The 21,885-nt window shown below is 62.4% G+C and carries 19 protein-coding genes; 15 read left to right on the top strand and 4 right to left on the bottom strand.

The genetic code is table 11. From position 1 onward, the window contains the following. The first annotated feature begins 13 nt into the window (after positions 1 to 13). From mtgA to AB1Z25_RS15805, 4 genes are all read left to right on the top strand, one after another. The gene (mtgA, locus tag AB1Z25_RS15820) at positions 14 to 700 is read left to right on the top strand and encodes a monofunctional biosynthetic peptidoglycan transglycosylase (RefSeq protein WP_199225817.1); all 687 of its coding nucleotides are present in this window, start codon (positions 14 to 16) and stop codon (positions 698 to 700) included. A gap of 201 nt (positions 701 to 901) precedes the next feature. Then, on the top strand, positions 902 to 2,341 hold the full coding sequence (mgtE, locus tag AB1Z25_RS15815; RefSeq protein ID WP_107798508.1) for a magnesium transporter: 1,440 nt from the start codon (positions 902 to 904) through the stop codon (positions 2,339 to 2,341). A gap of 8 nt (positions 2,342 to 2,349) precedes the next feature. Beyond that, positions 2,350 to 3,168 (top strand): peptide chain release factor N(5)-glutamine methyltransferase, encoded by an 819-nt coding sequence (gene prmC / locus AB1Z25_RS15810; RefSeq protein WP_486637351.1) that lies wholly within the window; start codon positions 2,350 to 2,352, stop codon positions 3,166 to 3,168. After that, on the top strand, positions 3,168 to 3,929 hold the full coding sequence (locus AB1Z25_RS15805; protein WP_486635634.1) for a phosphatase PAP2 family protein: 762 nt from the start codon (positions 3,168 to 3,170) through the stop codon (positions 3,927 to 3,929). The genes prmC and AB1Z25_RS15805 overlap by 1 nt, the downstream gene beginning before the upstream one ends. A 123-nt stretch (positions 3,930 to 4,052) precedes the next feature. Here AB1Z25_RS15805 and AB1Z25_RS15800 read toward each other — a convergent pair whose 3' ends face one another. Beyond that, entirely contained in the window at positions 4,053 to 4,532 is a 480-nt protein-coding gene (locus AB1Z25_RS15800; protein WP_107798510.1) for an FKBP-type peptidyl-prolyl cis-trans isomerase, read from the bottom strand. 140 nt (positions 4,533 to 4,672) lie between these two features. Between AB1Z25_RS15800 and AB1Z25_RS15795 the strand changes: the two genes are divergently transcribed. After that, positions 4,673 to 5,806 carry a ribosomal protein uL16 3-hydroxylase gene (locus tag AB1Z25_RS15795; RefSeq protein WP_227104425.1) on the top strand — a complete coding sequence of 378 codons (1,134 nt, stop codon included), beginning with the start codon at positions 4,673 to 4,675 and terminating at the stop codon, positions 5,804 to 5,806. A gap of 695 nt (positions 5,807 to 6,501) precedes the next feature. Here AB1Z25_RS15795 and bamC read toward each other — a convergent pair. Both bamC and dapA read right to left on the bottom strand, forming a co-directional pair. Beyond that, positions 6,502 to 7,629, bottom strand: coding sequence for an NlpB/DapX family lipoprotein (gene bamC / locus AB1Z25_RS15790; RefSeq protein ID WP_107798512.1), 1,128 nt, complete (start codon positions 7,627 to 7,629; stop codon positions 6,502 to 6,504). A 31-nt stretch (positions 7,630 to 7,660) separates the two neighbouring features. Next, complete coding sequence (gene dapA, locus AB1Z25_RS15785) at positions 7,661 to 8,536, bottom strand: 4-hydroxy-tetrahydrodipicolinate synthase (protein ID WP_486635633.1); 876 nt, start codon at positions 8,534 to 8,536, stop codon at positions 7,661 to 7,663. Between the two features lie 175 nt (positions 8,537 to 8,711). Here dapA and AB1Z25_RS15780 point away from each other — a divergent pair, with 175 nt between their 5' ends. Together AB1Z25_RS15780 and fabG are read left to right on the top strand one after the other, a co-directional pair. After that, positions 8,712 to 10,343, top strand: a complete 1,632-nt coding sequence (locus AB1Z25_RS15780; RefSeq protein ID WP_107798514.1) for an ABC-F family ATPase — start codon at positions 8,712 to 8,714, stop codon at positions 10,341 to 10,343. A gap of 254 nt (positions 10,344 to 10,597) precedes the next feature. Next, a complete protein-coding gene (gene fabG / locus AB1Z25_RS15775) occupies positions 10,598 to 11,338 on the top strand; it encodes a 3-oxoacyl-ACP reductase FabG (RefSeq protein ID WP_043638508.1) in 741 nt (246 codons plus the stop codon). A 67-nt stretch (positions 11,339 to 11,405) separates the two neighbouring features. Here fabG and cysB read toward each other — a convergent pair whose 3' ends face one another. Continuing rightward, the gene (gene cysB, locus AB1Z25_RS15770) at positions 11,406 to 12,350 is read right to left on the bottom strand and encodes an HTH-type transcriptional regulator CysB (protein ID WP_107798515.1); all 945 of its coding nucleotides are present in this window, start codon (positions 12,348 to 12,350) and stop codon (positions 11,406 to 11,408) included. Between the two features lie 112 nt (positions 12,351 to 12,462). On the opposite strand from cysB, the gene AB1Z25_RS15765 reads away from it, so the two are divergent. The 8 genes from AB1Z25_RS15765 (at position 12,463) to ispH (ending at position 21,731) form a co-directional block, all read left to right on the top strand. Then, a complete protein-coding gene (locus AB1Z25_RS15765; protein WP_107798516.1) occupies positions 12,463 to 13,167 on the top strand; it encodes a phosphoadenylyl-sulfate reductase in 705 nt (234 codons plus the stop codon). Between the two features lie 19 nt (positions 13,168 to 13,186). Beyond that, positions 13,187 to 14,845 carry a nitrite/sulfite reductase gene (locus AB1Z25_RS15760; protein ID WP_227104418.1) on the top strand — a complete coding sequence of 553 codons (1,659 nt, stop codon included), beginning with the start codon at positions 13,187 to 13,189 and terminating at the stop codon, positions 14,843 to 14,845. After that, positions 14,829 to 15,341 carry a DUF934 domain-containing protein gene (locus AB1Z25_RS15755; protein ID WP_227104416.1) on the top strand — a complete coding sequence of 171 codons (513 nt, stop codon included), beginning with the start codon at positions 14,829 to 14,831 and terminating at the stop codon, positions 15,339 to 15,341. Before AB1Z25_RS15760 ends, AB1Z25_RS15755 begins: the two co-directional genes overlap by 17 nt. Before the next feature lie 238 nt (positions 15,342 to 15,579). Continuing rightward, entirely contained in the window at positions 15,580 to 16,257 is a 678-nt protein-coding gene (locus AB1Z25_RS15750; protein ID WP_107798519.1) for an OmpA family protein, read from the top strand. Between the two features lie 173 nt (positions 16,258 to 16,430). Beyond that, positions 16,431 to 17,366, top strand: a complete 936-nt coding sequence (locus AB1Z25_RS15745; RefSeq protein WP_107798520.1) for a bifunctional riboflavin kinase/FAD synthetase — start codon at positions 16,431 to 16,433, stop codon at positions 17,364 to 17,366. After that, entirely contained in the window at positions 17,363 to 20,140 is a 2,778-nt protein-coding gene (ileS, locus tag AB1Z25_RS15740; RefSeq protein ID WP_486635632.1) for an isoleucine--tRNA ligase, read from the top strand. The genes AB1Z25_RS15745 and ileS overlap by 4 nt, the downstream gene beginning before the upstream one ends. A 132-nt stretch (positions 20,141 to 20,272) precedes the next feature. Further along, on the top strand, positions 20,273 to 20,761 hold the full coding sequence (gene lspA, locus AB1Z25_RS15735; RefSeq protein WP_048412579.1) for a signal peptidase II: 489 nt from the start codon (positions 20,273 to 20,275) through the stop codon (positions 20,759 to 20,761). Between the two features lie 28 nt (positions 20,762 to 20,789). Beyond that, positions 20,790 to 21,731: a 4-hydroxy-3-methylbut-2-enyl diphosphate reductase gene (gene ispH / locus AB1Z25_RS15730; RefSeq protein WP_107798523.1), complete on the top strand. Its 942-nt coding sequence runs from the start codon at positions 20,790 to 20,792 to the stop codon at positions 21,729 to 21,731. Positions 21,732 to 21,885 lie beyond the last annotated feature (154 nt).

Genomic DNA, 21,885 nt, shown 5'->3' with positions numbered 1-21,885 from the left:
CTTCGCGAGTCAGATGATGCGTCTCTTCCTGAAAGTACTGGCGGCCCTGATGGCCGCCTTTCTGCTGTATAACCTGTGGATCTTCGGCCATATCGTTTATTGGCGCGGCCACAATCCGTCGGCCAGCGCCTTCATGAACGAACAGCTGGCCAAGCTGCAGCAGGACGATCCCGAGGCGGAGCTGCGCCACAAATGGGTGAGTTACGAGCAGATCTCGCCCAATCTGAAGCGCGCGCTGATCGCGTCGGAAGACGCCAAGTTCGTCGATCACGAAGGTTTCGATTGGGACGGCATCGAGGCCGCTTTCGAAAAAAACCTGAAGAAGGGCAAGATCGTCGCCGGCGGCTCCACCATCAGCCAGCAGCTGGCCAAGAATTTGTTCCTGTCCAGCAGCAAGACGCCGTGGCGCAAGGTGGAGGAAGCCTTGATCACGGTGATGCTGGAAACGGTGTTGGACAAGCGGCGCATTTTCGAGATTTACCTGAACGTGATCGAGTGGGGCAACGGGGTTTTCGGCGCAGAGGCGGCCTCGCGCTATTACTACCGCTCCAGCGCGGCGCGGCTGTCTTCGTCGCAGGCGGCCAAGCTGGCGGCGATGGTGCCCAATCCGCGCTATTACGACAGCCATCGCGGCGCGCCGGGCCTGGCGCGCAAGACCCGCATCATCCAGCGGCGAATGGGCTATGTGGAACTGCCGTGAGCGCCCGGGGGCCGGATTGGAGCGGCGCAGGCGGCATGTTACAATCGCGACTTTCTTTGAGTGCGCCATGCGCGAGGCATGGCGGCTACGCAATGGACTTACCCAGTTACCCCGTAATCCAATCCCGATTTACCGTTAGAGAATAACGCCCGCCTCAGACCGCCCGCGCCGCGCGCGCCATCTGGGCGGAAGGAGACGTGCATGACGGTTGCCTTCAAGCAACAATCCGCCGATCGTCTGCAAGAAAGCCTGGCCCTGGTGCAGCGCCTGATCGAGCGCCAGCGGCAGTTGGAAGATCTTGTATCCCGTCAGGAGGCGTCCGAGCCGCCGACGGACCCGCTGGCCCCGCATTACAATCTGGAAGCGCTGCGGCTGAAGCTGGAGCAGCTGCACCCGGCCGACGTCGCCCATATCCTGGAAGCCTTGCCGCTGGAAGACCGCCTGCTGGTCTGGGACCAGGTGGGCGGCGCGCGCGACGGCGCCATCCTGCTGGAAGTGTCCGACGCGGTCAGGGAATCGCTGATCGAAGTGATGGAGCACGGCGAGCTGGTCAACGCCGCCGAGCAACTGGACGCCGACGAACTGGCCGAACTGGCGCCGGACATGCCGCGCCAGGTGGTGTACGAAGTGATGGGCGGCCTGGACGAGGAAGAGCGCGCCCAGCTGCAATCCGCGCTGTCCTACGACGAGGACAAGGTCGGCGCGCTGATGGACTTCGACCTGGTCAAGATCCGCGCCGACGTCAGCTGCGAAGTGGTGCTGCGCTATCTGCGCCGTTTCGACGAACTGCCGGCGCATACCGACAAAATCTTCGTCATCGACGACTTGGGCCTGCTCAAGGGCGTGCTGTCCATCCGCAAACTGCTGGTGTCGGACCCCGACGCCTTGGTGGCCGAAGTGATGGCCACCGAGCTGGTCAGCTTCAGCCCGGACGAGGACGCCGCCGACGCGGCGCTGGCCTTCGAACGCTACGACTTGATCACCGCGCCGGTGGTGGACGAGGCCGGCAAGCTGATCGGCCGGCTGACCGTGGACGAGATGGTGGACGTGATCCGGGAGGAATCCGACAGCGAAGTGCTGAATCTGGCCGGCTTGAAAGAGGAAGAAGACCTGTTCGCGCCGGTGATCGACTCGGTGAAGAACCGCTGGGCCTGGCTGGCAATCAATCTGTGCACCGCCTTCATCGCCTCGCGGGTGATCGGCGTGTTCGAACACTCCATTTCCCAATTGGTGGCCCTGGCCGCGCTGATGCCCATCGTCGCCGGCATCGGCGGCAACTCCGGCAATCAGACCATCACCATGATCGTGCGCGCGCTGGCCATGGGGCAGATGCAGCTGAGCCAGGCCTGGCGTTTGTGGCGCAAGGAGTTGCGAGTCAGCATGATCAACGGCGTGCTGTGGGGCGGGGTGATAGGCAGCGTGGCCTGGCTGTTGTACGGCAGCTTTTCGCTGGGTCTGGTGATGCTGGGCGCGATGCTGCTCAATCTGATGCTGGCCGCCACCATGGGCGTGTTGATTCCTTGCCTGATGCAGCGCTCCGGCCGCGATCCGGCGCTGGGCTCCAGCGTGCTGATCACCGCCTGTACCGACTCCGGCGGCTTTTTCATTTTCCTGGGTCTCGCCACCCTGTTCCTGTTGTGACGACCATGCTGACGATAGCCGAGGCGCTGCGCCTATACCCCTTGCCCCGCCTGGAAGCCCGCATGCTGTTGCAGCAGGCGGCGCCGGAGCTGACTCACGCCCGCATTGCGGCCTACCCGGAACAGACGCTGAGCGCGGAACAGGAGGCGTGTTTCCGCGCGCTCGCCGCCCGGCGCGCCGCCGGCGAGCCGGTGGCCTATTTGATCGGCCGGCGAGAATTCTACGGCCGCGATTTCACCGTGGGCCCGCAGGTATTGATCCCCCGGCCGGAAACCGAGCACTTGATCGAGGCGGCCTTGCAGCGGTTTGGCGACCGCGCCGCCCGCGTTGTCGACCTGGGCACCGGCAGCGGCGCCATCGCCGCGACGCTGGCGCTGGAGGCGCCGGCATGGCGGGTCTGCGCTGTCGATCTGTCGCCGGAGGCGCTGGCCATCGCGCGCGGCAACGCGGAACGCCTGGGCGCGCGCGTCGATTTTTATCAGGGCAGCTGGTATCAAGCCTTGCCCGAGGACGCGGTCTTCGATCTCATCGTGTCCAATCCGCCGTATATACAGCGCGACGACGAACACCTGGGGCAGGGGGATGTGCGCTTCGAGCCGCGGATGGCGCTGACCGACGAGGCCGATGGGCTGGACTGTCTGCGCGCCATCGCCGCCGACGCGCCGCGACGGCTGGCGCCGGGCGGAGGCTTGATCGTCGAGCACGGCTACGACCAGGGCGCGGCGGTGCGCGGGCTTTTCGCCGACGCGGGTTTGCTGCAAGTGGAAACCATTGTCGATCTGGCGGGTCTGGATCGAATCACCCTCGCAACGATGAAAGCTGACTGATGTGGTTTAAGTTGTCCTGTCTGCGCCGGCTGTGGCCGGCGTTGTTGTTATTGCCGCTGGCGATTCCGCTGGCGGCGTCTCCGGTCTTCAATCGCGATTTATTCCTGATTTTGCATGAAGCCGGCCGCGTCGCGCCCGGCGCGTTCTGGCGTCTGTTGAGCGTGCTGGGCGACTGGCCCACGGTGCTGGCCCTGCTGCTGGCCTTGAGCTGGCGGCGGCCGGACAAGCTGCCGGCCTTGTTGGCGGGCTGCGGCGTCGGCGTGTTTCTGGCCATCGTGCTCAAGGCGGGCTTCGCCGTGCCGCGACCGCCGTTGGCGCTGCCGCCGGGCTCGGTGCAATTGCTGGATGATTTGCCCGGCAACGGCTCTTTCCCCTCCGGCCATGCGATGGCATCCGCCACGCTGGCGAGCTTTCTTTATTATTCAGGCGTCTTGCGCCGCGGAGCCTTGCTGACGGCGGCCGTGGCCTTGGTGATGTTGTCGCGCTTGGCGATAGGCGTGCACTGGCCGCTGGATGTGACGGTGGGCGCCTTGCTGGGATGGGCGTCCATGTGCGCCGCTTGCCGCTGGGCCTGGCCTCGGGGATGGCCGGCGGGCTTGAGCGCGCGGCTGCAGTCGCTGATGCTGCCGGCCTTGGCGCTGCAGCTGCTGTGGCTGTTGTACAAGCCGGGCAGCCATGAGGAGTACGGCCTGAGGCTGGCGGTGTGCGCGCTGGTGCTGGCCGCGGGTTGTTGGCGCTGGCGGCGCGCGCGCTTGGGATAGCGCCGGAGCGTTTGCGCTCAGGCATGACAAAGGCGGCCCAATGGGCCGCCTTTGTCGAAATCAGGCCGGCGCGCCGGCAAAAGCATTACAATGACGCCGGTGCCGGCAGGGCCGGATGCCTGATCAATGGTGGTGGCCGTGCTCGCCGTGGGCGTGACCATGGCTGACTTCATCGGCGCTGGCGGCGCGGATTTCCACTACCTTGGCGGTGAAGCGGATGCTCTGGCCGGCCAGCGGGTGGTTGGCGTCGACCACGGCCTTGCCGTCGGCGATGTCGGTGACGCGGAACAGCAGCACGTCGCCGGTTTCCGGATCGTCGGCTTCGAACATCATGCCGACTTCGACGTCAGCCGGGAACACGTCCAGGTCTTCCAAGCGGATCAGTTCTTCTTCCGGGTCGCCGAAAGCGTCGTCCGGCGTCATCTTGACGTCGATGGCGTCGCCAACGGCCTTGCCTTCCAAAGCTTCTTCCACCAGCGGGAAGATGCCGTCGTAGCCACCGTGCAGATAGCTGATCGGCTCTTCGGTCTTGTCGAGGAGGTTGTTGTCAGCGTCGAACATCTCGTAGTGGAGGGTCACGACGGTGTTTTTGGAGATTTGCATGAGTGCGGATCCGTGAAGGAAGGTAAATAAAGCGGATGGCGGCGCAAGCCGGCCATCGAAAACGATTTTCAGATGCGCCGCCAATTGCGCGCATCCCATATTGTAAACCATTGCCGGGCGTTTCAGCCCGTGAAACTGCCATGAACACAACAACTTTGCTGGGCGGGATGTCGCCCGAACAGTTCCTCGCCGAGTACTGGCATAAGAAGCCTTTGCTGATCCGCGGCGCCCTGACCGAAGTGGGGCCGCTGGCGGATTTTTCGGTGCTGTCGCAACTGGCAACCCGTGAAGACGCAGAGTCGCGTCTGATTGAATGCCGCAACGGCCGCTGGAGCCTGGAGCGCGGTCCGTTCCGCCCGGCGCGTTTCCGCCGGCTGCCGGAGACGGACTGGACCTTGCTGGTGCAGGGGGTCAATCAGCATCTGCCGCACATCGACGAGCTGCTGTGGCGCTTCAACTTCATTCCCTATGCGCGGCTGGACGATCTGATGATCAGCTACGCGCCGCCGGGCGGCACCGTGGGGCCGCATTTCGACGCCTATGACGTGTTCCTCTTGCAAGTGGGCGGGCGCAAGCGCTGGCAGATCTCCACCCAGCACGACGACGACTTCATCGAAGACGCGCCGATCCGGGTGCTGAAGGACTTCCGTTGCGAGCAGGAGTTCGTGCTGGAGCACGGCGACATGCTCTATCTGCCGCCCAAGTGCGCGCATCACGGCGTGGCGCTGGACCCGGGCATGACTTATTCGATCGGCTTCCGCGCGCCGCCGGCGCAGGAACTGGCGACGCAATTCCTGGTGCATCTGCAGGACCGCATCTGCGCGGAAGGCGTGTACGCCGATCCCGGGCTCAAGCTGCAGCAGGACCCGGCGCGGATCGGCGACGAGATGGTGGAGCAGGTCAGCCGTCTGCTGGAGCAGATCCGTTGGGACAAGGCCGCGGTGGGGGACTTCCTGGGCCACTATCTGACCGAACCCAAGGCGCATGTATTTTACGACGCGCCGGAAGAGGAGTTGGACGAGGCCGAATTCGAGAGCGAAGCGACATTGCGCGGACTGGAACTGGACCGCAAGAGCCAGATCCTGTTCTGCGGCGATAGTTTCTATTGCAACGGCGAGAAACTGGAGGCCGCGGAAGAGGATTTCGCCGCTTGGCGCGTCTTCGCCAATGCCAGAAGCATTGCCGGCGCGGCGCTTGGGCCTGGCATGCAGGAATGTTTGTACGAGGGATACCTGGCAGGCTATTGGCATTTGGCGACGAATGTAGCAAAATAACCACAGAAATTGTTCGGATGCGCAAGTGATATCGACAAATTCTGGCCTCAACGACAGGGGTAAACGCCCGTTTTTGTGGCTATGCTGCTTTGCGGAAGAGGATTATGGGCAAAGGTGTTTTTTTGGAATTTTGCCCCCTATACAGCCTTTTTTTTCGTGATACAATTTGCGCACTGATGGATTTTCAGTCGCCCGGCTTATTTCGAAGACCGTGCGATAACTGACGTCTTGTTCAACTTATCCTCAAAGGTAATGAAAAAATGAAACAGTCGCTCCTCGTTGCTGCCCTGCTGGCTGTAGCCCTGTCCGCTTGCGGTAAGAAAGCTGAAGCTCCGGCTGAAGCTTCCGCTCCTGCTGTTGAAGCATCCGCTCCGGCTGCCGCTCCGGCATCCGCTCCGGCTGCTGAAGCTTCCGCTCCGGCTGCTGCTTCCGCTCCGGCTGCTGAGGCTTCCGCTGCCAAGTAATTCTTGGCCTGCGACAAAAAAACCGGCTATGGCCGGTTTTTTTGTATCTGTAGCAAATGGAACAAGGGGTGTTGCAACATGAAAACAACACAATTGTCTGTTCGCTACAAAGCGTTACATTTCGCCTGATAACGGATGGCCGGATTCATTGACCGGCCATTGGGAAAACAAGGCGCAAAGAAAAGCCCGCGACAGCGGGCTTTATCTTTTGGGACGCGTTGATTTCGCGTCTTATTGCAGCTCGGTTTGCAGCTTGGACAGCGCGGCCTTGCTGAAGGCGTCCGACAGCGGCTTGCCTTGTTTGTCCTGGATGGACACCGTGCTGGAGCCGGGCGCGGTTTCCTTGATCTGCACGCGGTATTCCTGCTCCGTGGGTTTGGCGGATTTGCCGTCGTCGCTCTTCCAGAAGGCGAGGCCGGACCAGAAACCGCCGGACTCGTTCTTGTCGGTTTCGCTCTTGGCCGGTTTGACGAAGTAAACGCCCTGGGAACGGTCGCGGTCGCTGACCACCAGGCCGACGCGGTCCAGTGCCAGGCCGACGCGGCGCCATGCGCGGTCGAACTCGTCGCTGAGCAGCAACTGGCCGTCGACGATGGGGGTTTGCGGCTTGGCCGGCGCGCTCAGCGTCTGCTTGACCTGTTCGCGGGCTTTATCTTCCGCCATGCCCAGATTCATCATGAAGCGGCCCAGCAACTCGGCTTCCAGGCCCGGGTCGGTGGCGCGCGGCTGCCAGATGGTATTGGTCTTGGTGGTGTCGGCATAGACTTCTTCCATGCCGCGGTGGGAGAAGTAAACTTCCGTGCCGTTGGCGGTCTTTTCCAGACGAATGCGGAACTTGTCGCGCTCGCCGGTGGAGTAGACGCTGCCGAGGCCGACGGTTTCCAGCAGCTTGCGCAGGCCGTCGTTGGGCAGTTTGGCGCGGTTTTCCGCCCAATCCGTTTCCATCACGCCCACGGCCGGGTCTTCGCTCTTGATCACGAAGCCGTTGTCCTGCCAGAAGGCTTTCAGCGCGGGCCACAGCTGTTCCGGGCTCTTGCCGGATACAACCAGCCAGCGCTGGGTGCCGGCGCGTTCCATCTTGACGTTGTCCAGCTGGTTCAGCGCGACCGAGCTGCCGGCCGCCGGCTGTTGCGCCGGCGCGTCGGTCTTGGCGCCCTGGGCGGCGGCGCTGGCGGCGCCTGGGATGGTGTATTTGTTCTGGACTTGCGGCGCGGTCAGATCCGGCGGCACTTCCAGAGTGTTGACGGTTTTGGGCTTGTCGGACTGGTAGTCCAGCTTTTTGGTCAGCGGCTGTTGCGAGCTGCAACCGGCGATAATGCCAGTTGCCAGCAGAATCGCGGCGGGCGCGGTTCGTTTCATGCGGTCTCCCATCGTTTCGGCAGGGGAAGGGTTAAAGGACGTCGGCTTGTTTCATCGCCGCTTCCACGGCCGCTTGCGCGTCGGGGGAGAGCGGAGTCAGCGGCAGGCGGATGCCGGAGGGAATCCGGTTCATCCGCGTCAGCGCCCACTTGGCCGGAATCGGGTTGGGTTCGATAAACAGCTGCTTGTGCAGGCCTTGCAGCTTGTCGTTGATCTCGCGAGCCAGCTTGGCGTTGCCGCTGGTGGCGGCTTTGCACAGCTCGCTCATGGATTTGGGGGCGATGTTGGCGGTGACCGAGATCACGCCGTGGCCGCCGCACAGCATGAAGGCCATGCCGGTGGTGTCATCGCCGGAATAAAGGGTAAAGCCGTCCGGAACGCGCATGACCAGATCGCAGGCGCGGCCGATGTCGCCGGTGGCGTCTTTCAGGCCGACGATGTTGGGGTGGGCGGCCAGGCGCAGCGCGGTGTCGTTGCTCATGTCGGCAACGGTGCGGCCGGGCACATTATAAAGAATGACCGGCAGCTTGCTGGCGTCGGCGATCGCTTTGAAATGCTGGTACAGACCTTCCTGAGTGGGCTTGTTGTAATAAGGCACGACGGACAGCACGTAATCGGCGCCAACCTCCTGGGACAGGTGGCTCAGCTCGATCGCTTCGGCCGTGGAGTTGCCGCCGGCGCCGGCGACGACTTTGACGCGGCCTTCAGCGTATTCGACAACCGCCTTGACCACGGCGATATGCTCGGTCACGTTCAATGTGGCGGATTCGCCCGTGGTGCCAACCGCGACAATGCCGTCGGTGCCATTCTCAATATGGAAATCGACGAGTCGTCGCAGTGCCTCGTAGTCCACCGAGCCGTCTGCGGACATCGGGGTGACCAGGGCGACCAAGCTGCCGGTAAGCATAGTTCAGCCTATCTCAGGGAATAGAAAACAAGGCTTACGATTGTAGCGGAATTCCAGATGCTGGCAAAAGGTAGGCGGCGTTTCCGTGACGGACGGCTCGGGAAAACGCCGGCACTGTGCTAGAATCCCACGTTTTTCCGATACTTACGGCTATTTGGCTGAAGGATCCCTAAGCGTGATTACCACAAGCAACATTACCATGCAGTTTGGCGTCAAACCTTTGTTCGAAAAGGTTTCCGTCAAATTTGGCGAAGGCAACCGTTACGGCCTGATCGGCGCCAACGGTTCCGGCAAATCCACTTTTATGAAGATTCTGGGTGGCGACCTGGAGCAGACCAGCGGCGAGGTGGCCATCGAGAACGGTCTGCGCCTGGGTAAGCTGCGTCAGGATCAGTTCGCCTATGAAGATCAGCGCGTCATCGACGTGGTGATGATGGGCCACACCGAGATGTGGGCTGCGATGAGCGAACGCGACGCCATCTACGCCAACCCGGAGGCTAGCGAAGACGACTATATGCACGCGGCCGAACTGGAAGCCAAGTTCGCCGAATACGACGGCTACACCGCCGAGGCGCGCGCGGGCGAGCTGCTGATGGGCGTGGGCATTCCGGTGGAACAGCACGCCGGCCCGATGAGCGAAGTGGCGCCGGGCTGGAAGCTGCGCGTCTTGCTGGCGCAAGCCCTGTTCTCCAATCCGGACATCCTGTTGTTGGACGAACCGACCAACAACCTGGACATCAACACCATCCGCTGGCTGGAACACGTGCTCAACGAGCGCAACGCCACCATGATCATCATTTCGCACGACCGTCACTTCCTGAACTCGGTGTGCACCCATATGGCGGACTTGGACTACAACACTATCCGCATCTACCCGGGCAACTACGACGACTATATGATCGCGTCGGCTCAGGCAAGAGAGCGTCAGCTGTCGTCCAACAGCAAGGCCAAGGAACGCATCCAGGAACTGCAGGAGTTCGTGGCCCGCTTCTCCGCCAACAAATCCAAGGCGCGCCAGGCGACCAGCCGACTGAAGCAGGTGGACAAGCTGAAGTCCGAAATGGTGGAAGTGAAGCCGTCCAGCCGTCAGAACCCGTTCATCCGTTTTGAAATGGACGACAAGTTCAAGCTGCACCGTCAGGCGGTGGAGGTGGATCACCTGAACAAGGCTTACGACGCCAAGGTGCTGTTCAAGGATCTGAGCCTGATCCTGGAAGCCGGCGCCCGTCTGGCCGTCATCGGCCCCAACGGCGCGGGCAAGACCTCGCTGGTCAAGCTGTTGGCCGGCGCCTTCAACGCGCCGTTCGCCGAAGGCCTGAGCGCCGACCGCGGTTCGATCAAATGGGCGGAAAAAGCCCAGGTCGGCTATTTCGCCCAGGACCATGAAGCCGATTTCGACAGCGATATGACGCTGACCGAATGGATGCGCGAATGGGGCCAGGAAGGCGATGACGAGCAGGTGATCCGCGGCACGCTGGGCCGTCTGTTGTTCGGCGGCGACGAAGTGGGCAAACCGGTGCGCGTGCTGTCCGGCGGCGAGAAGGGACGCATGCTGTACGGCAAGCTGATTCTGCAAAAGCCCAATGTGATGATCATGGACGAACCGACCAACCATATGGATATGGAATCGATCGAGTCCCTGAACATGGCGCTGGAGAAGTACAAGGGCACCCTGGTCTTCGTTTCCCACGATCGTCAGTTCGTCAGCTCGCTGGCGACGCACGTGCTGGAACTGGACGGCAAGGGCGGTTACGACTACTACACCGGCAACTACGAAGACTATCTGGCCAGCAAGGGCCTGGAGTAAGCCTCGGCTCTTGGTCGGTTACACGCGGTAACTGACCTGTAGAGCAGTTGCTTTACCGGCGGGAGTCAGTGCGCTATATTGCAGTGCGTCTTGTGCGCTGCAATGGCTGCAGCGCACAAACTCCCGCTTTTCTTTTTTGCTTTAGAAAATAACCAATAAAAACAGGTGTTTGGCCATAGGTGGTCGATGGTGGAGTTGTAAGTCCGGCCTCCGGGCGGATTGCCTGTCATCTACAAAGTCAGTAAGGAAAATCCATGCGCTTGAAAGGTAAAGTCTCCATCATCACCGGGGCCGCCAGCGGCATCGGCAAGGCGACCGCCGAGAAATTCGTCAAAGAAGGCGCAGTCGTCGCCGTTTGCGACCTCAATCTGGACGCGGTCAACGCGGTGGTCGAGGAGTTGCAGCAGGCCGGCGGCGAAGCCATAGGCTATAAGGTGGACGTGACCAATAAGGGCCAGATCGCCGACATGGTCGCCGACCTGAAAAACCGCCGCGGCCGCATCGACGTGCTGGTCAACAACGCCGGCATCGTCATGGACGCCCAGTTGATGAAAATGACCGAAGACCAGTTCGACAAGGTGATCGACATCAATCTGAAAGGCGTTTACAACTGTGCCCGCGCGGTGATCGACACCATGGTGGAGCAGGGCGGCGGCGTGATCCTGAACGCGTCCTCGGTGGTGGGCGTCTACGGCAACTTCGGCCAGACCAACTACGCGGCGTCCAAGTTCGGCGTCATCGGCTTCGTCAAGACCTGGGCCAAGGAGCTCGGCAAGAAGGGCATCCGCGCCAATGCGGTGTGTCCGGGCTTTGTCGCCACTCCCATCCTGCAATCGATGCCGGAAAAAGTGATCCAGGCGATGGAAGACAAGGTGCCGATGCGGCGCATGGCCGACCCGACCGAGATCGCCAACGTCTACGCCTTCCTGGCGTCCGACGAGGCCAGCTACATCAACGGCGCGGCCATCGAGGTGACAGGTGGCCTGACGCTCTGATCCGGCGCCCCTGTACGCGAAAACGCCCCGATATCGGGGCGTTTTGTTTTGCCTGGCCGGAAGCGGCTCAATCCTCGCTGTCCGGGTCGCGCGCCAGCAGCGCGGCTTCGACTTCGCGCCGGTGCAGATGGGGCGCGAACAGTTCGATGAAGGTGTAGGCGAAGCCGCGAAGATAGGCGTCCTTGCGGATGCCGATCTTGGTGGTGGACGGCTCGAACAGATGGCCGGCGTCCAGCAGCTGCAGATTGATATCGCGCTCCGGCTCGTAGGCCATGCTGGCGATGATGCCGATGCCCAGCCCCAGGCTGACATAGGTCTTGATCACGTCGGTGTCTATCGCGGTCAGCACCACATTGGGCGCCAGGCCCTGATCGGCGAAGGCCTTGTTGATCTTGGAGCGGCCGGCGAAGGCGAAGTCGTAGGTGACGATGGGGTAGCGTGCGATGTCCGCCAGCGTCAACGGGCGATCCAGCTTGGTCAGCTCGTGCCCTTCCGGCACCACGATGGAGCGGTTCCATTCATAGCAGGGCAGCATCGCCAATTCCTTATACAAGGCGATGCCTTCGGTGGCGATGGCGAGGTCGGCTTCGCCGGACACCACCATTTCGCAGATCTGGGTGGGGCTGCCCTGCTTGATCGACAGCCTCACCTTGGGGTAACGTCGAACGAACTCGGCGATGGCCGGCGGCAGCGCGTAGCGCGCCTGAGTGTGCGTGGTGGCGATGGTCAGCGCGCCTTCCGCCTCCTTGGAGAATTCGTCGCCCACCCGTTTCAGATTCTGCGCTTCGCGCAGAATGCGCTCGGAAATGCGCAGCACCTCCTTGCCCGGCTCGGACACCGAGACCACCCGCTTGCCGTTGCGGATGAAAACCTGGATGCCCAGCTCGTCCTCCAGCAGCCGGATTTGCTTGGAAATGCCCGGTTGCGAGGTGTGCAGCTTTTCCGCGGCCTCCGAGACGTTCAGCCCTTGCTTGGCCACCTCGACCAAGTAACGCAGTTGTTGCAGCTTCATGCGACGCCATCCTCTATAAAACCTGTAGTAATTAAATACTAACACAATATTCTTTTCGGTTTATAAGCGGCTTGGGTAGGATTGTCATGAAATTTCCTGCCTGGAGCCTTTGATGAGCCTGGAAGCAAAACTGGACGCCACCGTCGCCTGCCTCAGGACGATCGCGGCCGAGCATCCGGACGCCGTGCTGGCCAACAGCTATGGCGCCGAGGACATGGTGCTGACCGATCTGATCGCCCGCCTGGGCCTGGGCATCGCGGCCTTCAGCCTGGACACCGGCCGCCTGCCGGCGGAAACCTACGACCTGATGCAGCGGGTGGAAGAGCGTTATCCCAGCCACCCCGTCGCCGTGTATTTTCCGCAGTCCGCCGCGGTGGAGCAGTATGTGGCCCTCCACGGCATCAACGGCTTTTACCGCAGCGTGGACGCGCGCAAGTCCTGTTGCCAGCTGCGCAAGCTGGAGCCGCTAAGGCGCGCGCTGGCCGGGCGTTCGGCCTGGATCACCGGGCTGCGGCGCGAACAGTCGCCGACGCGCCAGGATCTGCAGGTCAGCGAATACGACGCCGACAACGGCCTGCAAAAGTTCAGCCCGCTGCTGGACTGGAGCGAGGGCGAGGTCTGGGACTATCTGCGCGCGCACGAAGTGCCCTACAACGCCCTGCACGACCGCCATTACCCCTCCATCGGCTGCGCGCCCTGTACCCGGGCCATTTCGGTGGGCGAGGACGTCCGCGCCGGCCGCTGGTGGTGGGAAAACCCCGATTCCAAGGAATGCGGCCTGCACGTCAAGGCCAGCCCGTTGAAACGCCCGGCATAGCGCCGCCTGAAAGAGCACCATGTATCAATATGATGAAGTCGATCACCGCATCGTGCGCGAGCGCGTGGTTCAATTCCGAGATCAGACCCGGCGCTATCTGGCCGGCGAACTGAGCGAGGACGAGTTTCGCCCGCTGCGGCTGATGAACGGCCTGTACGTGCAGCGCCACGCGCCCATGTTGCGCGTCGCCATTCCCTACGGCCATCTGCGCAGCGGCCAGCTGCGCAAGCTGGCCGACATCGCCCGCCGCTACGATAAGGGCTACGGCCATTTCACCACCCGCCAGAACATCCAGTTCAACTGGCCGGAGCTGGCGCGGGTGCCGGATATCCTGGAAGAGCTGTCCACGGTGGAAATGCACGCGATCCAGACTTCCGGCAACTGCGTGCGCAACACCACCACGGACGCCTTCGCCGGCGTGGCCGGCGACGAGCTGCTGGATCCGCGCCCCTGGTGCGAGATCATCCGTCAGTGGAGCACGCTGCACCCCGAGTTCACCTTCCTGCCGCGCAAGTTCAAGATCGCGGTGTCCGGCAGCGTGGAAGACCGCGCGGCCACCCGCGTGCACGACATCGGCCTGCACGTGGTGCGCAACGAGGCCGGCGAAGTCGGTTTCCGCGTGATGGTGGGCGGCGGACTGGGGCGCACGCCCATCGTCGGCGACGTGGTCAAGGATTTTCTGCCCACCCCGCATCTGCTGACCTATCTGGACGCGGTGCTGCGGGTCTATAACCGCTTCGGCCGCCGCGACAACAAATACAAGGCGCGCATCAAGATCCTGGTCAAGGCGATGACGGTGGAGGGCTTCGCCGCCAAGGTGGAGGACGAATGGCTGCATATCAAGGGCGGCCCGGCCACGCTGCGCGACGAGGACGTCGCGCACTACGCCAGCTTTTTCACCGATCCGCCGTATCAGACGCTGCCGGCCAATCCGCCCGAGCTGCGGACCTGGCTGGAAGAAGACAAAGGCTTCGCCCGGTGGGCGGAGCGCAATACCCGCGCTCACAAGCGGCCGGGTTATCGCTCGGTCGTGCTGTCGCTGAAACGCGCCGGCGTGCCGCCCGGCGACATCAGCGCGGAACAGATGGACGCGGCGGCGGAATTGTCCGAGCGCTTCGGATTCGGCGAACTGCGCGTCGCCCATGAACAGAACCTGGTGCTGCCGGACGTGCCGGAAAAGGATTTGCACGCCTTGTGGCAGCTGGCGCGCCAGCACGGCTTCGCCACTCCCAATATCGGCCTGCTCACCGACATCATCTGCTGTCCGGGCGGCGACTTCTGCTCGCTGGCCAACGCGCGCTCGATTCCGGTGGCCGAGGCCATCCAGCAAACCTTCGAGGACATGGACTATCTCTACGACCTCGGCGACATCGACTGCAATTTCTCCGGTTGCATGAATGCCTGCGGCCACCATCACATCGGCAATATCGGCATTCTGGGCGTGGATAAAAACGGGGAAGAGTGGTACCAGATCACGCTGGGCGGCAGCCAGGGCAGCGCCACAAGCATAGGCAAGGTGATCGGGCCCTCGTTCGCCCAGGCCGACGTGCCCAAGGCCTTCACCACCATCATGAGCGTCTATCTGGAGCAACGCGGTCCGGGCGAGCGCTTCATCGAAACCGTGCGCCGCATCGGCATCGAACCCTTCAAGGAGCGGGTGTATGCCAAACATCATTAAACAGGGACAAGTCCGGCCCGACGATTGGAATCTGCTGCGCCAGGATGAAAACGGCCAGTTGCCGGAAACCGCCGCGGGCGGCAATGTGATCGTGCCGCTGTCCGATTGGCTGGAACGACGCGCGTTCTGGCGCAGCCATGCGGCGCGGGTGGGCGTCTGGCTGGGACCGGAGGACGATCCGGCGCGGCTACTGGCCGATTTGCCAGAGCTGGAGCTGATCGCCGTCGATTTTCCGGCCTTCACCGACGGGCGCGGCTACAGTCATGCGCGCTTGCTGCGCGAGCGCTACGGCTATCGCGGGGAACTGCGGGCGATCGGGGATGTCTGGCAAGACTTGCTGCATTCCATGGCGCAAGTTGGTTTTGATGCATTTGCCATCAAGGACGGCAAGACACTGGAATCTTCGCTGGATGGTTTCAATACTTTTAGCGAAAACTATCAGGCTACCGTGCTGAACCCGCTGCCACTGTTTCGTAGGCGCGTCACATCGGTGTAATGTGTGGCTTATGCGAGACAGAGGCTGAAAAAAAACGCTTTTTTTGACGTTTTTTTGCAACGGATTGCTCGCAATCTGTGGCGCCTCAAGTTGACATGGGATTGCAGCGTTTCTATAGTGCGGGTTAACTGCATAAACACAGTTTGCAGATCACCCTGTTGTTTGCAGTAAAATTGTTCGTGTGGTCTTTGCGTCAGCCCGCATTGCTACCCATTTTATAGATTAAAGAGGGAATAACATGACTAAACAGCTGAAACTGAGCGCCCTGGTTGCTGCTCTGTTGGTTTCCGCTAGCGCTTTTGCTGCTAAACCTGGCTATGCCGTTGACCAGTCCACCGAATCCGTGACTCGCAACAACTACGGCGAGTGCTGGAGAACCAACTTCTTCGACAAGGCCAAGGACGGCCTGGTTGAATGTGGCGACCGTGAAGCTGCCAAGCCGGTAGCCGAAGCTCCGAAGCCGGTGCTGGTTTCCGAAAAAGAAAAAGTCACCCTGTCCGCTAAAGTGCTGTTCGACTTCGACAAGGCCAAGCTGCGCGCCGACGCCAAGAACGAACTGGACCCGCTGGTTGAAAAGCTGAAAGCCAACGCCGGCAAAGGCTACCTGAAGTCCGTTGAAGTTGCTGGCTACACCGACTTCATGGGTTCCGCCGCTTACAACAACCGTCTGTCGCAAGAGCGCGCCGACGCTGTTAAAGGCTACTTCATCGCTGCTGGCGTTCCGGCTGAAAAAGTGACCTCCGTAGGTCGCGGCTCCGCTGAAGCCAAGATGACCGCCGAGTGCAAGGCCAAATTCCCGAAATACCAGAAGAAAGGTTCCAAGCAGAACCTGGCTATCAAGGAATGCATCGAGTCTGATCGTCGCGTTGAGCTGACCATCGACGCGGTTAAAGAGTCCCTGGTTGAGAAGAAGTAATCTCGATTAGTCGCTCTGTTCAAAAAGCCCCGCAATCTTGCGGGGCTTTTTGCATTGTACGGCGGAGGGCGGGCTCCTTTCGCCGTCGCCGCCCCAATTGCGTTTCATGTCTGGACGCTATCCGTGGCTGGCAGATACAATCGAAGGTTTTCAGGACGCAATAAGACCAGCACATGCAGGTATTTTTTGGAGATCCGCGGCGTTATCAGCTGCCAGCCTGCGCCTTGACCATAGGCAATTTCGACGGCGTGCACCTTGGCCATCAGAAAATGCTGCAGCGCCTGCGGCTGGAAGCCGACGCGCGCGGCTTGCCGACGGCTCTGTTGACCTTTGAACCCCATCCGCGGGAGTTCTTCGCGCGCGACAAGCCGCCCGGCCGCCTGTCAACGCTGCGCGACAAACTGGCTTTCTTGCAGCGGCTGGGCCTGGTCGACTATGTGTTCGTCTATCGCTTCAACCACGGTTTCGCCGGCATGTCGGCGCAGGACTTCATCGACAAAGTCCTGGTGCAGGGCTTGCAGACCAAGTATTTGCTGATCGGCGACGACTTCCAGTTCGGCGCCAAGCGGCAGGGCCACTTCGAGATGTTGAGCTCCTGTCCCCATTTCGTCACCGAGGCGATGCCGACGGTGCTGGCCATGGGCGAGCGAGCGTCCAGCAGCCTGGTGCGCGAGCGGCTGGCCGCCGGCGACTTGAGCGGCGCGGAAAGCCTGCTGGGGCGCGAGTACCAGATTTCCGGCCGCGTGGTGCACGGCAAGAAACTGGGCCGCACCATAGGTTTCCCCACGGCCAACATCCATCTGCCGCATTTGCGTCCGGCCTTGCAGGGCGTGTTCGTGGTGCAGGCGGAGACCGACGCCGGCGTGCTGGGCGGCGTGGCCAGTCTGGGTTTGAACCCGACGGTCAGCGATACCCCGGACTACAAACTGGAAGTGCATCTGTTCGATTTCGCCGGCGATCTCTACGGCCAGCGGCTGACGGTGCGATTCCTGAAGAAACTGCGCGACGAGGCGCGGTATGATGATTTATCGGCGCTGATCGCTCAGATCGAAAAAGACGCGGCCAGCGCCAAGACCTATTTGACAAGTTTGCAGCGAGAGCAGGCATGAGCATCGATTATCGAAAAACCGTAAACCTGCTGGATACCCCCTTCGCCATGCGCGGGGATCTGGCCAAACGCGAACCGGCCTGGGTCAAGCGCTGGCAGGAGGAGAAGCGCTACGAGAAGCTGCGCAAGCTCTCCGCCGGCCGTCCCAAGTTCATCCTGCACGACGGCCCTCCGTACGCCAACAACGACATCCACCTGGGCCACGCGGTCAACAAGGTGCTGAAGGACATCATCGTCCGCTCCAAGACGCTGGCCGGTTTCGACGCGCCCTATGTGCCGGGCTGGGACTGTCACGGCCTGCCCATCGAGCTGATGGTGGAGAAGCTGCACGGCAAGGACATTCCCGCCGCCAAATTCCGCGAGCTGTGCCGCGAATACGCGAAAGAGCAAGTGGCGCGCCAGAAGAAGGGCTTCATCCGCCTGGGCGTGCTGGGCGATTGGGACAATCCCTATCTGACCATGGATTTCAAGACCGAGGCCGACATCGTGCGCACCCTCGGCAAGATCTTCGAGAACGGCTATCTGACCAAGGGCGAGAAGCCGGTGCACTGGTGCATCGAGTGCGGCTCCTCGCTGGCCGAGGCCGAAGTCGAGTATGAGGACAAGCTGTCGCCGGCGATCGACGTCGGCTTCAAGGTGGTGGACGCGAACAAGGCGGGCGAAGCCTTCGGCGCCGACGCTTCCGGCGCGATGGCGGTGATCTGGACCACCACGCCGTGGACCTTGCCCGCCAACCAGGCGGTCGCCGCCGGCGCCGAACTGGTTTATCAATTGCTGGATACGCCCAAGGGCAAGCTGATCCTGGCCAAGGAGCTGGCCGAGGCGGCGCTGAAGCGCTACGGCGTCGAGAGCTGCCAGGTGTTGGGCGAGGCCAAGGGCCGGGCGCTGGAGCTCTTGCAGCTGCAACACCCGTTCTACGCGCGCCAAGTGCCGGTGATCCTGGGCGATCACGTGACCACCGACGCCGGCACCGGCCTGGTGCACACCGCGCCGGCCCACGGTCTGGAAGACTTCCAGGCCGGCCTGCATTACAAGCTGCCGGTGGCCAACCCGGTGGCGGACAACGGCCGTTACAAGACGGGCACCGAGCTGTTCGCCGGCCTGCTGGTCTGGGACGCCAATCCGCGCATCATCGAAACGCTGGAAGAGCACGGCGCGCTGGTGCACAAGGCCAAGCTGGAGCACAGCTACCCGCATTGCTGGCGCCACAAGACCCCCATCATTTTCCGCGCCACGCCGCAGTGGTTCATCGGCATGGACAAGGCCGGCCACGGCGGCGAGACTCTGCGCTCCATCAGCCAGCGCGCGGTGGACGCCACCGAGTTCTTCCCGGCCTGGGGCCGCGCGCGCCTGGATGCGATGATCAAGAACAGCCCTGACTGGTGCGTGTCGCGCCAGCGCAATTGGGGCGTGCCGATGACCTTCTTCATCCACAAGGAAAGCGGCGAGCTGCACCCGCGCACGGCGCAATTGCTGGAAGAAGTGGCGTTACGCATCGAGCAGCAGGGCATCGAAGCCTGGTTCAGCCTGGACGCCAAGGAGTTGCTGGGCGAAGAGGCCGAGCAGTACCGCAAGCTGTCCGACACCCTGGACGTGTGGTTCGATTCCGGCTCCACCCATTTCGCCGTGCTCAAGCAGCGCGCCGAACTGGCCTGGCCGGCGGACCTGTACCTGGAGGGTTCCGACCAGCATCGCGGCTGGTTCCAGTCCTCGCTGAAAACCGGTTGCGCCACCATAGGCCGCGCGCCGTACAAGCAGTTGCTGACCCACGGCTTCACCGTGGACGACAAGGGCTACAAGATGTCCAAGTCGCGCGGCAACGGCATTGCGCCGGAAGAGATCTGCGGCACCCTGGGCGCCGACATCCTGCGCCTGTGGGTGGCCAGCGCCGACTACTCCGGCGATATGTCGCTGTCGCAGGAAATCCTGAAGCGCACGACGGAAAGCTATCGCCGTCTGCGCAACACCATCCGCTTCCTGCTGTCCAATCTGTCGGATTTCGATCCGCTGGAACACGCCGTGCCGCTGGCCAATATGGTGGAACTGGACCAGTACGCGCTGCTGCGCGCGCGCGAAGTGCAGGAAAAGGCGGCGGGCGAACTGTACTCGCGCTACGCCTTCCACCATGTGGTGCAGGAGGTGGTGGGTTATTGCTCCGAGGATCTGGGCGCCTTCTACCTGGACGTGATCAAGGACCGTTTGTACACCACCAAGGCGGACAGCCACGCGCGCCGCAGCGCTCAGACCGCGCTGTACCACATCACCCGCAGCCTGCTCTTGCTGGTGGCGCCCATCCTGTGCTTCACCGCCGACGAGGCGTGGAACGTGCTGGTGGACAGCGAGGAAGAATCGCCGCTGTATCACGTCTGGCATGAGTTCCCGGCCCAGTCCGCCGAGCGCGAAGCGGCCTTGTCCGCCAAGTGGCAGGCCATCCGCGAGCTGCGCGCCCAGGTCAACAAGCAGATCGAAGCGCTGCGCAGCGCCGATCAGCTGGGCTCCTCGCTGCAGGCGGAGATCGAAATCGAGGCCGACGGCGAGCTGTCGCAGTGGCTGAACGCCTTGGGCGATGAACTCAAGTTCGTGCTGATTGTCTCTAAAGCCAGCGTCAAGCCAGGCGAGCAAACCCGCGTCAGCGTGGCGTCGTCCGCGGAGCAGAAGTGCGAGCGCTGCTGGCACTACCGCGCCGACGTCGGCAGCCACGCCGGCCACGGCGCGGTGTGCGGCCGTTGCGTGGACAATATCGACGGCAAGGGCGAGACGCGCCGCTTCGCCTGATCCGCGTCGACGACGCGGCGGCACGGCCGGGCCGGAAGCATGGGAACGCTCAGCGTTCCGGGCTTCCGGCGCTTTGATATAGAGTGCGCGGAGTTCCGCTTCGCGTCGTGGAAAGGTCTGATGGAATCTGCAATGACTATGCCCAAGGCCAAGCAATGGCCGAAGTGGTTTGCGCTGGCCGCGGTGATCGTGCTGCTGGATCAATTGACCAAGATCTATTTCAACGGCAATTACCAGTACGGCGAAGTCCGGGAAATCATTCCCGGCTTTTTCGGGTTTACCTTGCTGTACAATCCGGGCGCGGCGTTCAGCTTCCTGCACGACGCCGGCGGCTGGCAGAAGTATCTGTTTTCCGGCCTGGCTTTCGCGGTGTCCGGCTGGCTGGGCTGGAATATCTTCAAGAACCGCTTCAGCGGACTGATGAACCTGGCCGCGGCCTTCATCATGGGCGGCGCGCTCGGCAATGTGATAGACCGCATCGTCCATGGCCATGTGATCGATTTCATCCAGGTGCATTACTACAGCAGCTGGTCGTACCCGGCCTTCAATCTGGCTGACTCCTTCATCTGCGTGGGAGCCGCCTTGATGGTGCTGGACAGTTTCAGAAAGCCGCGCGCCTGAGCGCCGCGGCTTGAGCAAGGATTGAGTGATGACGAAGACCATCATGCTGGCCAACCCGCGCGGCTTCTGCGCCGGGGTGGACCGGGCCATCGCCATCGTCGAGCGGGCGATCGAACTCTACGGCGCGCCGATCTACGTGCGCCACGAAGTGGTGCATAACCGCTTCGTCGTGGAGAACCTGCGCGCCAAGGGCGCTGTGTTCATCGAAGAATTGAAAGACGTGCCCAGCGGCAGCACCCTGGTGTACTCCGCTCACGGCGTGCCGCTGTCGGTGCGCGAAGAGGCGGCGCTGCTGGGCCTGCAGGTGTTCGACGCCACCTGTCCGCTGGTCACCAAAGTACATGTCGAAGTCAAGCGCATGAACAAGGCGGGCATGGAGATCGTCATGATAGGCCACGCCGGCCACCCCGAGGTGGAGGGCACCATGGGCCAGGTGGACGGCGGCATGTATCTGGTGGAAAACGTCGCCGACGTCGCCAAGCTGCAAGTGCGCAACCCGGCGGCGCTGTCCTACGTCAGCCAGACCACGCTGTCGGTGGACGAGACCCGAGACATCATCGCCGCGCTGAAAGCGCGCTTCCCCGAGATTTCCAGCCCGAAAAAAGACGATATCTGCTACGCCACGCAAAACCGGCAGGACGCGGTGAAAGTGCTGGCCGACGAGTGCGACATCGTGGTGGTGGTGGGGTCGCCCAACAGCTCCAACTCCAACCGCTTGCGCGAAGTGGCCGCGCTCAAGGGCGTGGACGCCTATATGGTGGACAACGCCGGCCAACTGGTGGAAGCCTGGTTCGTCGGCAAGCGGCGCGTCGGCGTCACCGCCGGCGCCAGCGCGCCGGAAGTGCTGGTGCAGGCGGTGATAGACCAGATCAAGGCTTTCGGCGCGGACAGCGTCAGCGAACTGGACGGCGTGGAGGAAAACACTGTGTTCGCGCTGCCGCCGGCCCTGCGCGAAGACAAGCGCGCCTGAGCCCGCCCGGCGGGTCCAAAGGCCAAACCGCCCCGCGATTTCGTCGCGGGGCTTTTTCATGTTCGCGCGGCGACGATCCTGGGTTGCAGGCAGGGGTATTGAAAACCCCGGGACAGCCCTTATCTGATGCGCATCGTTGACCAACTCTTGTTTA

The organism is Chromobacterium sp. HL1 (genome assembly GCF_057418835.1).
This window is presented reverse-complemented; position numbering and strand designations above follow the sequence as displayed.

What these genes read in the sequence shown, in the direction of transcription:
- dapA (WP_486635633.1), bottom strand. Translation starts at nt 8,536, where the DNA reads ATGCTTACCGGCAGCTTGGTCGCCCTGGTCACCCCGATGTCCGCAGAC.
- AB1Z25_RS15805 (WP_486635634.1), top strand. Translation starts at nt 3,168, where the DNA reads ATGTGGTTTAAGTTGTCCTGTCTGCGCCGGCTGTGGCCGGCGTTGTTG.
- ileS (WP_486635632.1), top strand. Translation starts at nt 17,363, where the DNA reads ATGAGCATCGATTATCGAAAAACCGTAAACCTGCTGGATACCCCCTTC.
- lspA (WP_048412579.1), top strand. Translation starts at nt 20,273, where the DNA reads ATGACTATGCCCAAGGCCAAGCAATGGCCGAAGTGGTTTGCGCTGGCC.
- AB1Z25_RS15795 (WP_227104425.1), top strand. Translation starts at nt 4,673, where the DNA reads ATGAACACAACAACTTTGCTGGGCGGGATGTCGCCCGAACAGTTCCTC.
- cysB (WP_107798515.1), bottom strand. Translation starts at nt 12,350, where the DNA reads ATGAAGCTGCAACAACTGCGTTACTTGGTCGAGGTGGCCAAGCAAGGG.
- AB1Z25_RS15750 (WP_107798519.1), top strand. Translation starts at nt 15,580, where the DNA reads ATGACTAAACAGCTGAAACTGAGCGCCCTGGTTGCTGCTCTGTTGGTT.
- AB1Z25_RS15760 (WP_227104418.1), top strand. Translation starts at nt 13,187, where the DNA reads ATGTATCAATATGATGAAGTCGATCACCGCATCGTGCGCGAGCGCGTG.
- AB1Z25_RS15800 (WP_107798510.1), bottom strand. Translation starts at nt 4,532, where the DNA reads ATGCAAATCTCCAAAAACACCGTCGTGACCCTCCACTACGAGATGTTC.
- bamC (WP_107798512.1), bottom strand. Translation starts at nt 7,629, where the DNA reads ATGAAACGAACCGCGCCCGCCGCGATTCTGCTGGCAACTGGCATTATC.
- mtgA (WP_199225817.1), top strand. Translation starts at nt 14, where the DNA reads ATGATGCGTCTCTTCCTGAAAGTACTGGCGGCCCTGATGGCCGCCTTT.
- fabG (WP_043638508.1), top strand. Translation starts at nt 10,598, where the DNA reads ATGCGCTTGAAAGGTAAAGTCTCCATCATCACCGGGGCCGCCAGCGGC.
- ispH (WP_107798523.1), top strand. Translation starts at nt 20,790, where the DNA reads ATGACGAAGACCATCATGCTGGCCAACCCGCGCGGCTTCTGCGCCGGG.
- mgtE (WP_107798508.1), top strand. Translation starts at nt 902, where the DNA reads ATGACGGTTGCCTTCAAGCAACAATCCGCCGATCGTCTGCAAGAAAGC.
- AB1Z25_RS15755 (WP_227104416.1), top strand. Translation starts at nt 14,829, where the DNA reads ATGCCAAACATCATTAAACAGGGACAAGTCCGGCCCGACGATTGGAAT.
- AB1Z25_RS15745 (WP_107798520.1), top strand. Translation starts at nt 16,431, where the DNA reads ATGCAGGTATTTTTTGGAGATCCGCGGCGTTATCAGCTGCCAGCCTGC.
- AB1Z25_RS15765 (WP_107798516.1), top strand. Translation starts at nt 12,463, where the DNA reads ATGAGCCTGGAAGCAAAACTGGACGCCACCGTCGCCTGCCTCAGGACG.